Here is a 16,322-nt window from a genome sequence, read left to right on the forward strand (position 1 = left end):
CGCGCCAAAGGCGGCGACACCTTCCCGCGATCATCCAATGAATACGAGGCAGCATCCGGCAATGCGCCATGGTGTCCGCCTGGCGGCTGGCCAGGAAAACCCGGTCGCGTCCGGACGGCGACGCCGGCGGCCAACTCCCGCCCGCCCCGCGGTCGATAGCAGGAATCGCGGAGGAGGACAGCCAGCCGTCCTCCGTCCGGCAATCGTGGCCGCACACTCCATACCGAAGTGGCCGTCATTTCCTTCCGGCGCTCCCTTGCGGCCACCGAAGTATGCGACCAGCGGTCGCATAGTGTCAAGATGGTGTTAGATGGTCCGGTGAAGCACCGATCACCCACCGAGACCGGATGCTCCGAACCCCCCGAGGACAAGGTCGCGCCGCCCGAACCCGGCTCGGCCCGCTGGTGGGCGGATCGCGCCGCCGCGGAAGCCAGGCGCAGGCCGCGCGCCGGCGGACTGACCACCACCCGCATCGTCGAGGCCGCCCTGGAGATCCTGCGGGAGGACGGGCTCGAGGCGCTGACCGTACGCGCCGTAGCCGATCGGTTCCACACCGGCAATGCCTCGCTCTACCGGCACATCGCCAGCCGCGACGAGCTGATCGCACTGATCAGCGATCACGTGATGGGCGACGTCCGACTCGACCGCACCGGCCAGGGCTGGCGCACCGATACCGAGGCTCTGATGCGCGAGATACGGCGCGTCATCCTCGACCAGCCACTGCCGCCATCCGCCCGGCGGAGCACCTGGGCATACGGACCGAACACGCTGCGCGTCATCGACGCCGCGCTGGGCCTGTTCCTCGAAGCCGGGCTGACCGACGAACAGGCCGCCTGCACGACCATCACGATGATCAAATTCATCGCCGGCTCCGCCGACATCCAACGCAGCGCCGCCGGCCGCGGTCCGAGCGGAGCGACCGGTGCCGAAGGATTCGGCCGACTGCTCGACGGGCTGCCCGCCGACCAGTTCACCGCCCTGCGCACAGCCGGGCGCGCCTACATCGCGGCGTCCGCCGACGACGTCTTCGACCACGGCATGGCCGTCTTCCTCGACGGCGTGACCCACCAGCTTCCCGTCGGCGGATGAGTCACACGAACCCGACTGGAGACGCGCTCTCGCGAGCCGCCCCGTCCCGCCCCGTCCCGCCGCGCGGCTACGCTGTCGCGGCGCGAGGCGGAACGCGACCTTGACGATATGCGACCAAGGATCGCATAATTCGGCACCATCAGCGAGTGCCGATCGCATAGGGACGGGCGGATGCGGCCACGACCAGCGACCGACGCCGCTTGACGAGGAGGACGAGATACGTGGGCAAGTTGGACGGCAAGGTCGCCTTCATTACCGGCGCCGGGCGGGGGCAGGGGCGTAGTCACGCCATCAAGCTCGCCAGCGAGGGTGCGGACATCATCGCGGTCGACATCTGTGAGGACATCCCGAGCGTCAACTACGAGATGGCGAGCGCGGAGGATCTGGCGCAGACCGTCAAGGAGGTCGAGGCGCTCGGCCGCGGCATCGTCGCGGTCAAGGCAGATGTGCGGATCAAGGCGGAGCTGAAGGCCGCGCTCGACCAGGGCCTCGCCCGCTTCGGCAAGGTCGACATCGTCTGCGCCAACGCCGGCATCCTGCCGATGAATGACCACACCCTGATCGAGGGCTTCATCGACGGCATGGACGTCGACTTCGTCGGCGCCCACAACACGGTCGCCGTCGTCGCTCCGCACCTGCAGGCCGGCGCCTCGATCATCATCACCGGTTCGTGCGCGGGCCTGATGAAGAACACCACCGAGGCGATGGGCAAGACCGGCGGCGTCGGGTACTCGTTCGCGAAGCGGATCGGGTTCCAGTATGTCGAGACGCTCGCGCTGCAGCTGGCCCCGCACAACATCCGGCTGAACGCGGTCCACCCGACCAACGTCAACACCCGCCTGCTGATGAACGACGACATCTACCGCGCGTTCCGCCCGGACCTCGTCGCCGAGGGCAAGACGCCCACCCGCGAGGACGCGGAGGCAGCCTTCCCGGGGATGCAGCCGATGCCGATCCCGTACATCGAGACGGGCGACGTCTCGGCCCTGGTCACCTTCCTGGCCAGCGAGGACTCCCGCTACATCACCGGCCTCAACATCCGCATCGACGCGGGCTCGATGCTCAAGGGCGAACGCGCCATCTAGGGCCGCCCCGCGGCCGAGGACGGCCGCTCCGCCGAGCGCGCCGCCTGGCGGAAGGCGCGACGGCCTTCCCCCAGGCGGGCGCGGACGCTCAGTCGAGGCAGAACTCGTTGCCCTCGGGGTCGGCCATCACGATGTGCCCGGCCCCGAGCGGCGGAGCGGGTTCGTGGCGCCCGAGCCGGGTCGCGCCATGGTCGACGAGCCGCGCGGATTCCGCCTCCAGAGCCGCCATCCGCGCGTCGCCGGCAAGCCCGGGAGCGGCCCGCACATCGAGATGGACCCTGTTCTTGACCTGCTTGCCCTCCGGCACCCGCTGGAAGAACAGCCGCGGTCGGGCGCCGTCGGGGTCGACCAGAGCCGAGGCGTCGTTACGGCGTTCGGGTGGCACGCCCATCGCGGTCAGCGCCTGGTCCCACGAGTCGAAACCCGCGGGCGGGTCCTGCAGGCGGTAGCCGAGCGCCTCGGCCCAGAACGCGGCCAGCTTGGCCGGGTCGGCGCAGTCGAAGGTGATCTGGACGTCGCGGGCCATCTCAGCTCGCCTCCTGTCGAATTCGCTGATGGGTCTGCTCACCGGCCCGCTGGCCGGTTCCGTGCCGGGCCTGCGGGTGAGTATGCAGGTAGAGATCGCGCAGCAGGCACACCTCGGCCAGGTGATGGATCAGCTCACGGTGGATGTGCAGCACCAGCGCCGCCAGCGGAAACTCGGCATACGGCCCCTCCGCCGCGCCACACGCCCGGGCGAGGCCGGCCTCCCCGAGGGACTCGACCCCGGCCATCCACGTGGCGTACTCCGCGTCGAGCTGGGCCAGCGCCTCGGTCGCGGTCGCGGCGTACTCGAACGACCGGTAGTCGGTCGGCGCGCGGCCGAAGTGGGCGGCGTTGCGCACCGCGAGCACGCCGACGACCACGTGCCCGAGCCGCCAGGCGATCGTCGCGAACGGCGGCGGCTCCGAGGGAGCCAGCACCGCGAAGTCGATGGTCATCACGCCGGCCCCGGCCGCCACCGGCGCGGTGCCGGTGCCACGCGGGCGCACGCTCCAGCAGCCGGGCGCCGGTTCCCAGAAGTACTCGTCGTCGGTGAGCCCGTCGAGGCGATCGCGCAGCTGGTGGGTCCAGTGCCAGGCGAGCTGGTCGCGCAGCATCGAGTTCCAGGTCTGGTCGGTCATGGTTCCACCCTCCCCTCAATAGCGGACAGTTTCGTTCCGCGATCGCGGGGACAATGCGTGCATGACCGTCGAGGCGACGACCGAGCGGGTGCTGCGCCTGCTGACGCTCCTGCAGCACCGCCCGTCCTGGACCGCCGCCGCGCTCGCCACCGAGCTGGGCGTCACCGACCGGTCGGTGCGCCGCGACATCGAACGCCTGCGCGCGCTCGGCTATCCCGTCCGCGCCACGGCGGGCGTCGGCGGCGGCTACCAGCTCGGAGCGGGCACCCGGCTGCCGCCTTTGCTCCTCGACGACGAGGAAGCGATCGCGACGGCGGTGTCTCTGCGGCTGGCGGCGGGCGGCACGGTCGCCGGAGCGGGCGAGGCGGCGCTGCGGGCGCTCACGAAGCTCGACCAGGTGATGCCGCCTCGGCTGCGCGCCGAGATGCACGCGGTGCACGGCGCCACCGAGACCCTCGTCGGCCCCGGTGTCGAGATCTCGGCGGAGCTGCTGGTGACGCTCGCGCGGTCCTGCCGCGACGCGGTGCGGGTCCGGTTCCGGTACGCCGGCCGTGACAGCGCCCAGCGCGAGCGCACCGTCGAGCCGGTGCGGATGGTCGCCACCGGCCGCCGCTGGTACCTGATGGCCTGGGACGTCGAGCGCGCCGACTGGCGCACCTTCCGGCTGGACCGGATGAGCGACGCGGTGGCGACGACCTGGCGCTTCCGGCCGAGGGAGCATCCGGACCCGGTCGCCTACGTGCAGCGGTCGGTGACGGCGGCTCCGTACCGCCATCTCGCCCGGGTCCGTGTGCACGCCCGGCCGGACCAGGTGCGTGAGCTGGTGCCACCCCAGGTGGGACGCGTCGAGGACGACGACCGCGACGGGTGGTGCGTGCTCGTCCTCGGCGGGGAGGACCTGGACTGGCTGGCCGTGCACGTGGCCCGCCTCGGCTTCGACGCCGAGGTGCTGGAGCCGCCGGAGCTGCGCGCCGCCGCCGCCCGGCTCGCCCGCCGCGCCGCGGCGCTGGCCGGCACCGGCTGACAGACCAGCTGACAGGCCAACCGGCCCGCTACGGCCTGGCGTGCCAGGACTGGATGCGGTGGTGGTGGTCCGGGGCGAATCCGTGATGGACGCCCCACAGCACGGCCTGGGAGCGGCTGGCCACACCGATCTTGCGGTAGAGCGCGCGGATGTAGGACTTCACCGTGTTCGGGCTCAGGCAGGTGATCTCGGCGACCTCGGCATTGTTGCGGCCCTGGGTGATCAGTGCGAGGACCTCAGCCTCCCGTTCGGTGAGGCCCTCGTTCCGGCCCGGCCAGTCCTGGCCCGCGGTGGCGCGGGAGCGAGGCGCCGGGCTCACGACGACCTTCCCCGCGTGCACGGCCTCGAGCGCGGAGACGAGCTCACGGCCGGTGAGCGTCTTCGACAGGTACCCCCGCGCGCCCCGAGCCAGGGCGTCCTCGATCAGGTTCTGGTGGAAGATCCAGGTGTAGATGACGACCCGGCCGGTGTGCTTGTTCGCGACGACGTACCCGAGGTCGTCTCCGCCTGCCTCCGCCTGGGCGAAGGAGTCATAAAGCACGATGTCGACGTCCTGACCGACTGGACTGTTCGTATCGATCTCGACGACGCAGACACGATCCTCATAAGGCGCCAGGATGCGGGCCACCCCGGCGAGCACCACGTCGTAGTCATCGACCAGCGCCACGGTGATCGGCCCGGACACTCCGCCTGTCATAGGTAAGGGCGTATCACCTGGCATGGGCGGGAGTTACCACCCCTAGGGGGGTATCACGCCCCCTTTGTCCGGGGTTAAGTGTGATCTATGGTCGGCGACATCCCGCCTCATGGCGACCTACTGGTCTCCGAGGTGCCCGGACTGACCGCCATGTACACCCCGGCGGACCGCGTCATCGTCCCTGGTGTCGAACCGGGCGAAGCGATCGGGATACACCTGAGCGCGCTCGTGAGTCCCGGTCACACCCGACACATCCGGGATGTACCGGCGGCATCGTCCACCAACCTGCGCGAAGCCAGCTCGACCGGACCCGCGTCGGCCGGCCTCACGCCCCTCCTCGAGCTGCCCGTGCAGGCGGCAGCCGAGCCCGGCCAGACCGACTGGCCCGTCCTCCTGGTCGAGGATGACGACGGTGACGCCTTCCTCGTCGAGGAGCTCCTCGACGAGACGTCGGCCCCGGTCCAGCTGCTACGGGCCAGCAGCATCGCCGAGGCCCGCGCGATGGCCGCCGGAGCCCGCTGCGTCCTGCTCGACCTGGGCCTACCCGACAGCCACGGCCTGTCCGCGCTCGAAACCATGCGCCGCGTCGCCCCACGGGCCGCGATCGTCGTCCTGACCGGCCTCGCCGACGAACACCGCGGCGTCGAAGCACTCGCCGCCGGCGCCCAGGACTACCTCGTCAAAGGCGAGATCGACGGCAAGACCCTCGTCCGCGCCCTGCGCTACGCCATCGAACGACGCGACGCCGAGCAGGCCGCCCGCGCCCTGCACGAATCCGAACTACGCGCCGAGGAGAACTCCCGCCTCGAACGCGGCCTCCTGCCGACCCCGCTCCTTCGCGACACCCGCCTCGGCCATCTCGCCCGCTACCGGCCAGGACGCCGCCAGGCGCTACTCGGCGGCGACTTCTACGACGTCGTCGAGACCCCCGACCACGTCGTCCACGTCCTGCTCGGCGACGTCTGCGGCCACGGCCCCGACGAAGCCGCCCTCGGCGTCAGCCTCCGCATCGCCTGGCGCACCCTCGTCCTGGCCGGCATCCCCGAACCCGACCGACTCGCCTACCTGCAGGACGTCCTCGTCAGCGAACGCACCAACGACGAACTGTTCGCCACCGTCTGCACCCTCGCCGTCGCACCAGACCGCACCTCCCTCGGCATGCGCCTCGCCGGCCACCCACCACCCGCCCTCATCCACCCACACCTCGCCGCGCTGCCCGACCACGAGGTCGGCCCGGCTCTCGGGGTGCTCGACGACGTGGCCAGCGAACTGGTCACCGTCCCGCTGCCGGCCGGTTGGGAACTGCTCCTGGTCACCGACGGCCTGCTGGAGGGACGCGACGGCCCCACCGGCGAACGACTCGGCTGGGACGGCGTCCTCGCCGAGATCACCACCATCGACCCACCACCCGGCGACGACAGCCTCCCCGACGTCCTCATCGACCACATCGAACGACGCAACGGCGGACCACTCACCGACGACGTCGCGCTACTCCTCCTGAGAGGCCCGACCCCATGACGGAGGCGGCGGCCGTTCGTGCCTTCCGCGGGCATCACGGCTAGATTCATCTAGATACTTTGAGCTGGCCGGGGAGTCGAGATGACAGAATCGCGCGCGTTCGAGGACGTCCGCCTGGACATCGACGACCCGGTGGCGGTCGTCACGATCGACCGCCCCGAGAGCATGAACGCCTTCCGTGGCCGGACGCTGCGCGAGCTTCGGGAGGCGTTCTCACTCGCCGAGCACGACCGGCGGGTGGTCGGAATCGTGCTCACCGGCGCTGGCGACCGAGCCTTCTCCGCCGGCCTCGACGTCGCCGTCCTGCACGCGCAGGTCGCCCGGGACGGCGCCGCCGGCGTGGCGGGCGCGGCGGACGAGGGCTGGCGGGGGCCCTTCCCCGGCTCCCCGGCCATGGCCGACATGCAGCGGATGCTCACCTGGCCGCTGACGATCCGCAAACCGGTGATCGCCGCCGTGAACGGGGTGTGCGCCGGCGGGGCCTTCCTGCTCGCCGCGGCCTGCGACCTGCGGTTCGCCGCCGACACCGCGCGCTTCACGACGGTCTACTCCCGTCGCGGTCTCATCGCGGAACAGGGCATCAGCTGGCTGCTCCCCCGCCTCGTGGGGCCGGCCCACGCCCTCGATCTCCTGTGGTCATCCCGGACCATCCCCGCGCAGGAGGCGCTGGCCATCGGTTTCGCCCAGCGCGTCGTCGGGCCGGACCGCCTCCTGGACGAGTGCCGCGCGTACATCGCCGAGCTGGCCCGCGTCGCGTCACCGCACTCGATGATGGTGTCGAAACAGCTCGTCTACCAGCATCTTCAGCGGGCCCTCGGGGACGCCGTCGACCAGACCGACGCCCTCATGCGGACGGCCTTCGAGGGGACCGACCCCGTGGAGGGGGCGGTGTCGTTCCTGGAGCGCCGCGACCCCAGGTTCGAACGCCTCGACGTGCCCCCGCCCGTCTGAACCCGGCTCCCCGAACCCAGCTCGGGTGCCCTGGCTAACCGGACCGGGAGGCGCGGGGCTCGCGCACAGCCTCCAGGACCGACTCGACCGTCTCGGCCGGCGTGCCCGCCGGCAGGCCCAGCATGACCCGGTCGACCACGCCCTCGAAGCGGTCCCGGACCCGGTCCGCGAGCGTGTCGAGGGGCGCGACCACGACGAAGGCGTCAAGGATCTCGTCGTCGATCAGCCTGCCCATCGCCGCCCACTCCCCCCGCAGCGACAGCGCGCGCAGCTCGGGCTGCAGCTCGCCCCACCCGTGCAGGTCGAGGACCGCCCGGTAGGCGGGGGTCGACCCGTAGAAGGCGATCCGCTGGCGCATCGCGTCGGCGGCCGCCTCGACCTCGGCGGCCCCCCGCCCGGTGGCCACGAACGCCGGGCAGCAGACCTGGACGTCACCGCGGTCGCGACCGGCGCGGGTGACGCCGTCGAGCAGCGCCGGGAGGGTCGCCTCCTGGAGGTACCGGCGGGTCGTGAAGGCGTGGGTGTGCACGCCGTCCGCCACCTCGCCACACATCCGGGTCATCGCCGCGCCCACCGCCGCCACGAAGATCCTCGGATCACCGTGGGGATGCGGCTCGGGGACGAACGTCGGCGTCATCAGCTTGTGCGTGTAGAACTCGCCCTCGAAGCGCAACGGGGTTCCATCCCGCCAGCACGACCAGATCGCCCGCAGGGCGAGGACGAACTCCCGCATCCGGCCGACGGGCTTCCCCCACGGCATGCCGAACCGCTTCTCGATGTGCGGGCGCACCTGCGAGCCGAGCCCGAGGACGAACCGACCACCGGAGTACGCCTGCAGGTCCCACCCGAGCTGGGCGACCGACATCGGGTTACGCGCGAACGCCACCGCGATACAGGTCCCGATCTCGATTCGCGACGTGTGCTCGGCGGCGAGCACGAGCGGCAGGAACGGGTCGTGGTTCACCTCTCCGCACCACGCACCGTCATAGCCCCGGCGCTCCAGCGCGGCCGCCGCGGCCGGCACCTGCCCGAGCACGGACGGCAGTCCGCCATCGATCCTCATGGCACCCGACTCTAGCCAGGAGGCGCCGAACAGTTTAGATATATCTGGTTCGACGGGGCGGTGAGGGCGACGGGGGCGCCCGGTCGAGCCCGCCCCGATCCATGCCCGGTTCCCGCCGCGCCCAGGAGGGCGGATGGTCGGGTCGGGCCAGATCGGGGCGGGCGGGCGGTGCCCGGCGTTAGTCTTCGACGGGCGAGTTGCCCGTCGGCCGGTAAGGCAGCGTGGGGTTGCCGTGCTCGTCCAGCGTCGTCAGCAGGGTGCCGCGGACGCAGACCGCCGGCGTCAGCGCGTACGCCTTGCCGTTGCACCGGTAGGTCAGGCCGCCGCCGGCGGGCAGGGGCTTGTTCGGCGCCGACTTGATCTTCGCGACCATGGCCGCCGGCGTGAGGTCACCGGTGATGCCGTCGAGCGACGAGTACATGGCCATCATCGTCAGGTACACGGTCGCGCCCACCGAGTTGCTGAGGTCGATGTCGTGGCCGTAGGTCTCGGCGATCGCCTTCCACAGGTTCAGGTCCTTGTTGGAGTCGTCGCCGAGCGCCAGCGGCGAGCCCATCGACACGCCCTTGAGACGGCTTCCGATCGACTTGCGCGAGCTGTCGGTGACGCACTGGTTGAGGACGCTGATCGGGCCGGTGAAGTTCACCGCGCGCAGGCCGTCGAAGGCCGCGATGCAGAAGGCGTCGTTGCCGAGGATGTGCACCTCGGTGGGGGTGCCCGAGGCTACCCCCGCCAGCTGGGGGGTCATGTCGGCCGTGCCCGGCGGCACCTTGATCAGCTGCAGGTCGATGCCGGCGTCGGCGAACGTCTGCTTGCCGACGGCCTCGTAGAAGCCGGTGGCCTGCGGAACGTCGATGACGACGGCCGTCACCTTCTTGAGGTTGTGCTCCTTCGCGACCCCGATGGGCAGGTCGGCGAGGCCGGCGATCTGGCTGGCGAGCGCGAAGGTCGAGGTCGTGTCGAGCAGAGCGCCCGTCTCGGTGGTGCCGTAGGTGAAGACCGGGATGTTGGCGTCGTGCAGTGGCTTCCACACCTGAGCCATGGTCGTGATCTCGCCGAACACGGCCATCGAGACGTCCGCCTGGACCAGCTGGTTCGCGCAGTCGGCGGCCTTGCCCGGATCGGCCTGCGTCTGGCAGCTGACCAACTCGATCGGGTGGCCCGCGAGGCCGCCCCGATGCTCGTTCAGGTAGGCCGTGATGGCCTTGGCGGCCTCGATCTGGATGGTGTTGTCGAACGCCGGCGTCTGGCCGTCGCTGACCGTGCCGATCTTGATCGGCGTGCCGGTCGCCGCCTGCTTCGGGCCGAGCAGCGAGGCGTTCGCGCTGCCGCCGGAGCCATCGGAGCCGCCCGAACCGCCCGAGCCGCTATCCCCACACGCCGCGCCGACGAGCGCCAGCAGGGCTACAGCCGCCACCACCGCCACCCGTCGCGTTCCGGGCAGCCGGCCTAAGCCGGCGGGCCCACTGGTGTTATCCATGATTCTCCCTGGTGAGTCGACGGGCGTTGAGCCGCCCGGTAAGCGGTCGCCGAGAAGCAGGTGGCGAAAGATGTACCTCTTTTGGTCGCCTTCCCACCGGGGATCCCGCCGGGCGGCCGGCCACCGCCCACGCGGCGCCTGAGCGCCGCGGGCGGGACGCGAGCGGTCCGGCCAGGCACCTTGGGGCCCCACAGCCACTCCGGCTCCGATCTGGGCGCACCCTGCCACGCCCTCGATCGCCCGGAGTGTAAGGGATAACATGTAGACCTTTCCAACCTAGTTTTGGCGGTCCCGCCGGCCATGAACGATCATCTACCCGCGATGGACGCACGCCGGCGCACCTCTGCCACCGACCGTCACCAGCCTCGATGAGCTCGGCCCCGTCCTCGCCGCGACCCGCGGATCCGCCCCGTCACCGGATCCGCACGGGCGGCCAGGGGGTGGCCGCTCCGGGCGGGCGGAGGTACAGTCCGAGTCGGAAAGCCACACTTTTCAAGAGTTAAAGTACCGCTTCCCACCAGGTCGAGGAAGGCAATGACAGACTTGCGGCCGATCGACGCCGACAACCACTACTACGAGACCCTCGACGCGTTCACCCGCCACCTGGACCGTCAGTTCGCCCACCGCGGGGTTCAGGTCGTGCAGACCGGCAAGCGCGTCCAGATGCTCATGGGAGGCCGGGTCAACCGGTTCATCCCGAACCCGACGTTCGATCCGATCATCGTGCCGGGCTGTCTGGACCCGCTGTTTCGCGGCCAGATCCCGGACGGCGTCGACCCTCGCTCGCTGATGAAGGTCGAACCCCTCCCGGAGGAGTACCGCGACCGCGACAGGCGGGCCGACCTCGTCAAGCGGCAGGGCCTCGACGCCGTGCTGCTGTTCCCGACCCTCGGGTGCGGGGTCGAGGAGGCGCTCAGGGACGACATCGAGGCGACGATGGCCAGCCTGCATGCCTTCAACCGCTGGCTGGAGGAGGACTGGGGCTTCGACTACCGCGGCCGGATCGTCGGCGTCCCGATGCTCTCGCTAGCCGACCCGGCCGCCGCCGTCACCGAGATCGACAGCCTGCTCGAACGCGGAGGCCGGATGGTCCACGTGCGCCCAGCCCCGGTCCCGGCCGAGCACGGCACGTCGCGCTCGCTCGGCGACAAGCGCTACGACCCGGTCTGGGCCCGGCTGGCCGAGGCCGGCATCCCGGTGGCCTTCCACCTCGGCGACAGCGGCTACGAGGGCTACGTCGCGGCGCCATGGGGCGGCTCGGCGCGGTTCGAGGCGTACGGCAGCGTGAGCGTCCTGAGCCGAGTCCTGGTGGCCGACCGGGCCATCCAGGACACGATGGCCTCCCTCATCGTCGACGGCGTGTTCACCCGGCACCCCACCCTGCGCGTCGCCAGCATCGAGAACGGCTCGGACTGGGTGAAGCTGCTGGTCAAGGTGCTGCGCAAGCAGGCCAACCAGACGCCCTGGGCCTTCGCCGAGGACCCGCTGGACACCATCCGCGAGCACGTGTGGGTCACCCCCTACTACGAGGAGGACCTGCGCGCGCTCGCGGACCTGATCGGCGTCGACCGCGTCCTGTTCGGCTCCGACTGGCCACACGGCGAGGGTCTCGCCCAGCCCACCGACTTCACCAAGGAGCTCGACCTGTTCGACGAGGCCGAGATCCGCAAGATCATGCGAGACAACTGCCTCGACCTGCTCGGCTCGCCGCGCGCGTAAGCCCGCGCCCGCGGCGGACCGGACCGCCGCCGCTATCGATGGCTGGTACGGCCACTTTCATAGATGGAGTATGGCGATTTACCTGAGGCGCCATACTCCAGCCAGGGTCGCCGGGTGGAGGCCGAAGAGTCGGGAGAACCGGGACACCGCGACGGACGCCAGGAGGACGATGTTCACCCAGACAGCGGACCAGGACCTGCTCGAGACGACCACCGAGCAGTACCTCGCCGCCACCTATCCCCCTGCGCGCATACGTGAGCTGTCGCGGCGGGACTCGACGTTCGACCCGGCGCTGTGGCGGCAGGGCGCGGAGCTTGGCTGGACGACCCCGTTGGTGCCGGAGGCCGCCGGCGGTGGCTCGGTGAGCGGCAACGGCCTCGCGGACCTGCTCGCGGTCGCGTTCCAGTTCGGGCGGCATGCCGCGCCCGGCCCGCTGATCGGGACGAACGTGGTCGCCGCGGCGCTGGGCAGGTGGGGATCGAAGGAGCTGCACGGGGGGCCGCTCGCCGAGCTGCTCGACGGCGACGCCACCGCCGCCTGGGCGCACGCGCCGTGGACGGGGTCGCGCGCCGGCGCGACGGTGCGCGCCAGCCGCTCGGGCGGCGGTGTCGTCCTCGACGGGACGGTGCCCTGCGTCGAGAGCGGAGCGCCGAAGGGCTATCTCCTGGTCGCCGCCACGGCCGACGAGGACGCCGCGCGGACGCACTACCTCGTCCCGTTCGACGCACCCGGAGTAGAGACCGCCCCGCTGGGCGGCCTCGACCTCACCCGACGCCATCTCGCCATGACGTTACGCGCAGTTGTCGTACCGGCGACCTCGCGGGTGGGCGAACCCGGCAGCGCCGACGACCACGACGAGCTGCTGCTCGATCTCACCGCCGTGCTGCAGGCCGGCGAGATCGTCGGCGCGATGGAGCGCGCGTTCGCCATGACCCTGCAGTGGACGCGCGACCGGTACTCCTTCGGCCGCCCGCTCGGGTCGTACCAGGAGATCAAGCATCGGATGGCCGACCTGCGCACCCAGCTCGAGGCGAGCGCGGCCGTCGCCGAGAAGGCCGCGCGGCGCGTCGGCGAGGACGGGCGCGACGCCCGGACCTGGGCGAGCGCCGCCAAGGCGCACGTCGGGCGGGCGGGCCCGGAGGTGATCCAGGACTGCGTCCAGCTGCACGGCGGCATCGGCGTCACCTTCGAGCACGACCTGCACCTCTACCTGCGCCGGGCCACGGTCGACGCGCAGCTGTTCGGAACGCCGGCCTACTTCACCGAACGACTCGTACGGCTGACCGAGGCCACCGTGGACGGTGGGAGATGAGCGAGACCGTGATCGACGTCGACGCGTTCGCGGCGCGCGCCCGCGGCTGGCTGGCCGAGAACCTCCCGCCGGCCGATCCCGCGAAGGACACCTTCTTCCTCTACGCCGCCACCCACCCGACCGACGAGGAGGTGCTGGCGCGCGCCGCGACGTGCCGCGAGCTGCAGCGCCGGCTCTTCGACGGCGGGTTCGCCGGCATCTGCGTGCCCAGGCAGTACGGCGGGCAGGGGCTGACGCCGGCGCACCAGGCCGCGTTCAACCGGGAGATCAAGGGCTACGACTACCCGGCGGAGATCCAGGCGTCGACCTTCATCCCGTGCATGGCGATCCTGCTGGAGTTCGGGACCGAACAGCAGAAGCTGCGCCACGTCCCGGCGATGCTGCGCGGCGAGGAGATCTGGGTCCAGCTCCTGTCCGAGCCCGGCGGCGGGTCCGACGCCGCCGGCGCGGTCACCACCGCCACCCGCGACGGCAACGGCTGGGTCCTCAACGGCTCGAAGATCTGGACCACCTCCGGCTGGTGGGGCGACTGGGCGCTCTGCCTGGCCCGGACGAACTGGGACGTCGAGAAGCACCGCGGCCTGACCGTGTTCAGCCTGCCGATGTCCGCCCCCGGCCTGGCGATCCGTCAGATCGAGCTCGTGAACGGCTCGAAGGACTTCTGCCAGGAGTTCCTCACCGACGTCGTCGTCCCCGACTCCGACCGGATCGGCGAGGTCGACGCCGGCTGGAACGTCATGACGCGCTGGCTGTACCACGAGCGCACCATCTCCGGCGGCTCCCCCTACGTGACCGGTGGCGGCAACCGGCGGGGCGACGGCCCGTACGAGCCCGCCACCATGATCGAGGCCGCCCGCCGGCTCGGCACGATCGACGACAGCGGCACCCGAGCCCTCATCGGTGAGGCCCGTACGGGCGCCCTGGTCCAGCGAGCCCTCGTCGAGTCCGTCACCCGCGGGATGGCCACCGGCAGGCTTCCCCATCACGCCGCCGCGATGACCAGGCTGTTCGGTGGCACGGCGAACGCCCGCCTCGCCGCGATCGCGACCGAGCTGTACGGCGACGCCGGGGTGGTCTGGTCGCCGGACGAGGAGACGTCCGCCCAGGTCGGGCTCGGCTACCTGATCCGACAGGCCGCCTGCATCGGCGGCGGTACCACCGAGATGGCCCGCAACGTCATCGCCGAACGGCTGCTCGGCCTGCCCCGCGAGCACCGCGCCGACGCCGGCGCCTTCCGCGACGTCCCACGAGGCCCCCAGGCGAGCGGCACCCACTGACCGCGTGGCCCCGACCCGGCTTGGCTACGGCCGGTCTTGCGGATAGAAACGTCTATATCTCTTCGCCCCTCGTACGGAGGCTGCCATGGCGGCGCGACCCACCCTGGACCACGCCGGCCTCGCGCCGGTGTACCGCGACGACCCCCGCCTCGCGCCGCTCATCGGCCCAGGAGGCCCGTTCGAGGTCGAGAACATCGTGCTGGACGGCATCCCGCTGCGGGACTACGTCCGCGCGCCGCGCACCATCGTCGACGTCTTCCGGGCCGGCGCGGCGCACGAGGCGCTCGTCAACGTCGTCTACGAGGGCGAGCGGCTCACCTTCGCCGACGTGCGCGACCGGGCGCGCAGCGTGGCCCGCGAGCTGCGGTCGACGTTCGAGGTCCGCCCGGGCGACCGGGTCGGGATCGCCATGCGCAACCTGCCCGAGTTCGTGGTCGGGTTCTGGGCGGCCGCCCTGGCCGGGGCGGTCGTCGTGCCGCTGAACTCCTGGTGGGCGGGCGGCGAGCTGACGTACGCCTTACGCGACGCCGGCGTCTCGGTGCTGTTCGCCGACGACGACCGGTGCGAGCGGATCCGCTCGGCAGGCCGGCCCGAGGGCCTGGCCCTGGTCGGGGTGCGCACGGACGCCGGCGACGTCGCCTTCGACGAGCTGACGGCCGGAACGCCGCTTCCGGACGAAGAGTTCGCCCAGCTCGACCGGGACGACCCGGTGACGCTCCTCTACACGTCCGGCACCACCGGACGCCCGAAGGGAGCGCTCAACACCAACCGAGGCACGATCACCAACCTCTGGAACATGGCCTTCGCCAGCGCGCGGGAGGCCATCATCGCCGGCCGCCGCCCGGCGCCGGCCCGCCAGTCGGTGACGATCTCCACCGCGCCGCTGTTCCACATCGGCGGGGTGTCGGCCATCGTCGGGGGTCCGCTCGGCGGCGGCAAGATGGTGCTGATGCGCCGCTGGGACATCCAGCAGTGGGCGCGGCTCGCCGTCGACGAGCAGGTGACGGCGCTCGGCGGCGTCCCGGCGGTCGCCCGCCAGATCCTCGAGCATCCGGGCGTCGGCGAGCTGGGGCTGGACGTGCGGCTGTTCTCCATCGGCGGCGCCGCGGTCCCGCCCGACCTGGTGACGCTCGCGACCCAGGTGTTCGGCGCGGACGTCGCGCTGCTGAACGGCTACGGCCTCACCGAGACCACCTCCGCCGTGGTCACGAACGTCGGCGTCGAGTTCGTCGCCCACCCCGACAGCGTCGGGCGACCCAACCTGACCGCCGACGTCTTGGTCATCGATGCCGACGGCACGCCCCTCGACCCCGGCGACGTCGGCGAGATCTGCTTCCGCTCGCCGCAGGTCGCGCGCGGCTACTGGAACGACGACGACGCGACCAAGGCCTCGTTCCAGGACGGCTGGTTCCACTCGGGCGACCTCGGCTACCTCGACGCCGAGGGTTTCGTCCACGTCGTCGACCGCCTGAAGGACGTCGTCATCCGCGGCGGCGAGAACGTCTACTGCGCGGAGGTCGAGGCTGTCCTGCACGAGCACCCTGACGTGGTGGAGGCCGCGGTCGTCGGGATCGACGACCGGGCGCTGGGCGAGCGGGTCTGCGCCGTGGTGGTCCCGCGTCCTGGCACCCGGCCGACCCTGGCGAGCCTGCGGGAGTTCGCGGCCGGCCGCCTCGCCGCCTTCAAGTGCCCGGAAGCGCTGGTCGTCCTGGCCGAGCTTCCGACGACCGCCACCGGGAAGATCGCCAAGACCGCCCTGCGCGCCCAGGTGGCCGCCTCCGCCGCCGAACGGACCTGGTAGCCGACGCAGTCACACCGCCGACCGCCCCGAAGGACTGATCGGCGTCCTCATCCTCCTGGCCCAGGACAGCTCCCCGCAGGAAACGAACGTCAGGCTTCACCGTCCAGACAGCCCCGTGGCGACACCCTGGCCAGGAACGAAAT

General features: G+C 71.5%; 14 protein-coding genes. 9 read left to right on the forward strand and 5 right to left on the reverse strand.

Annotation, left to right across the window (positions count from 1 at the left end):
- Positions 1 to 300 precede the first annotated feature (300 nt).
- Complete coding sequence (locus FRCN3DRAFT_RS0223385; RefSeq protein WP_007511197.1) at positions 301 to 1,089, forward strand: TetR/AcrR family transcriptional regulator; 789 nt, start codon at positions 301 to 303, stop codon at positions 1,087 to 1,089.
- 221 nt (positions 1,090 to 1,310) lie between these two features.
- Positions 1,311 to 2,174, forward strand: coding sequence for a mycofactocin-coupled SDR family oxidoreductase (locus FRCN3DRAFT_RS0223390; RefSeq protein ID WP_007511196.1), 864 nt, complete (start codon positions 1,311 to 1,313; stop codon positions 2,172 to 2,174).
- Between the two features lie 88 nt (positions 2,175 to 2,262).
- Here FRCN3DRAFT_RS0223390 and FRCN3DRAFT_RS0223395 read toward each other — a convergent pair whose 3' ends face one another.
- Entirely contained in the window at positions 2,263 to 2,700 is a 438-nt protein-coding gene (locus FRCN3DRAFT_RS0223395) for a VOC family protein (protein WP_007511195.1), read from the reverse strand.
- Position 2,701: 1 nt separating this feature from the next.
- Positions 2,702 to 3,337, reverse strand: a complete 636-nt coding sequence (locus FRCN3DRAFT_RS0223400; protein ID WP_007511194.1) for a DinB family protein — start codon at positions 3,335 to 3,337, stop codon at positions 2,702 to 2,704.
- A gap of 61 nt (positions 3,338 to 3,398) precedes the next feature.
- Between FRCN3DRAFT_RS0223400 and FRCN3DRAFT_RS0223405 the strand changes: the two genes are divergently transcribed.
- A complete protein-coding gene (locus FRCN3DRAFT_RS0223405) occupies positions 3,399 to 4,361 on the forward strand; it encodes a helix-turn-helix transcriptional regulator (RefSeq protein ID WP_007511193.1) in 963 nt (320 codons plus the stop codon).
- 28 nt (positions 4,362 to 4,389) lie between these two features.
- Here the strand turns inward: FRCN3DRAFT_RS0223405 and FRCN3DRAFT_RS0223410 are convergent, their stop codons facing one another.
- A complete protein-coding gene (locus FRCN3DRAFT_RS0223410) occupies positions 4,390 to 5,058 on the reverse strand; it encodes a LuxR C-terminal-related transcriptional regulator (protein ID WP_007511192.1) in 669 nt (222 codons plus the stop codon).
- Between the two features lie 87 nt (positions 5,059 to 5,145).
- Here FRCN3DRAFT_RS0223410 and FRCN3DRAFT_RS0223415 point away from each other — a divergent pair, with 87 nt between their 5' ends.
- Both FRCN3DRAFT_RS0223415 and FRCN3DRAFT_RS0223420 read left to right on the forward strand, forming a co-directional pair.
- Complete coding sequence (locus tag FRCN3DRAFT_RS0223415) at positions 5,146 to 6,576, forward strand: PP2C family protein-serine/threonine phosphatase (RefSeq protein ID WP_007511191.1); 1,431 nt, start codon at positions 5,146 to 5,148, stop codon at positions 6,574 to 6,576.
- An 81-nt stretch (positions 6,577 to 6,657) separates the two neighbouring features.
- A complete protein-coding gene (locus FRCN3DRAFT_RS0223420; protein WP_007511189.1) occupies positions 6,658 to 7,527 on the forward strand; it encodes an enoyl-CoA hydratase-related protein in 870 nt (289 codons plus the stop codon).
- A 34-nt stretch (positions 7,528 to 7,561) separates the two neighbouring features.
- On the opposite strand, the gene FRCN3DRAFT_RS0223425 is transcribed toward FRCN3DRAFT_RS0223420, so the two are convergent.
- Entirely contained in the window at positions 7,562 to 8,590 is a 1,029-nt protein-coding gene (locus FRCN3DRAFT_RS0223425) for an LLM class F420-dependent oxidoreductase (protein ID WP_007511188.1), read from the reverse strand.
- Positions 8,591 to 8,768: 178 nt separating this feature from the next.
- The gene (locus tag FRCN3DRAFT_RS0223430) at positions 8,769 to 10,070 is read right to left on the reverse strand and encodes an ABC transporter substrate-binding protein (RefSeq protein WP_007511187.1); all 1,302 of its coding nucleotides are present in this window, start codon (positions 10,068 to 10,070) and stop codon (positions 8,769 to 8,771) included.
- Positions 10,071 to 10,604: 534 nt separating this feature from the next.
- Here FRCN3DRAFT_RS0223430 and FRCN3DRAFT_RS0223435 point away from each other — a divergent pair.
- The 4 genes from FRCN3DRAFT_RS0223435 (at position 10,605) to FRCN3DRAFT_RS0223450 (ending at position 16,179) form a co-directional block, all read left to right on the forward strand.
- Positions 10,605 to 11,789 carry an amidohydrolase family protein gene (locus FRCN3DRAFT_RS0223435; RefSeq protein WP_007511186.1) on the forward strand — a complete coding sequence of 395 codons (1,185 nt, stop codon included), beginning with the start codon at positions 10,605 to 10,607 and terminating at the stop codon, positions 11,787 to 11,789.
- A gap of 169 nt (positions 11,790 to 11,958) precedes the next feature.
- Positions 11,959 to 13,101, forward strand: a complete 1,143-nt coding sequence (locus FRCN3DRAFT_RS0223440) for an acyl-CoA dehydrogenase family protein (protein WP_007511185.1) — start codon at positions 11,959 to 11,961, stop codon at positions 13,099 to 13,101.
- Entirely contained in the window at positions 13,098 to 14,378 is a 1,281-nt protein-coding gene (locus tag FRCN3DRAFT_RS0223445) for an acyl-CoA dehydrogenase family protein (protein WP_007511184.1), read from the forward strand. Before FRCN3DRAFT_RS0223440 ends, FRCN3DRAFT_RS0223445 begins: the two co-directional genes overlap by 4 nt.
- An 85-nt stretch (positions 14,379 to 14,463) precedes the next feature.
- On the forward strand, positions 14,464 to 16,179 hold the full coding sequence (locus tag FRCN3DRAFT_RS0223450) for a class I adenylate-forming enzyme family protein (protein ID WP_007511183.1): 1,716 nt from the start codon (positions 14,464 to 14,466) through the stop codon (positions 16,177 to 16,179).
- The last annotated feature ends 143 nt before the right edge of the window (positions 16,180 to 16,322 follow it).

The sequence above is a fragment of the Pseudofrankia saprophytica genome (assembly GCF_000235425.2).
GTDB lineage: Bacteria > Actinomycetota > Actinomycetes > Frankiales > Frankiaceae > Pseudofrankia > Pseudofrankia saprophytica.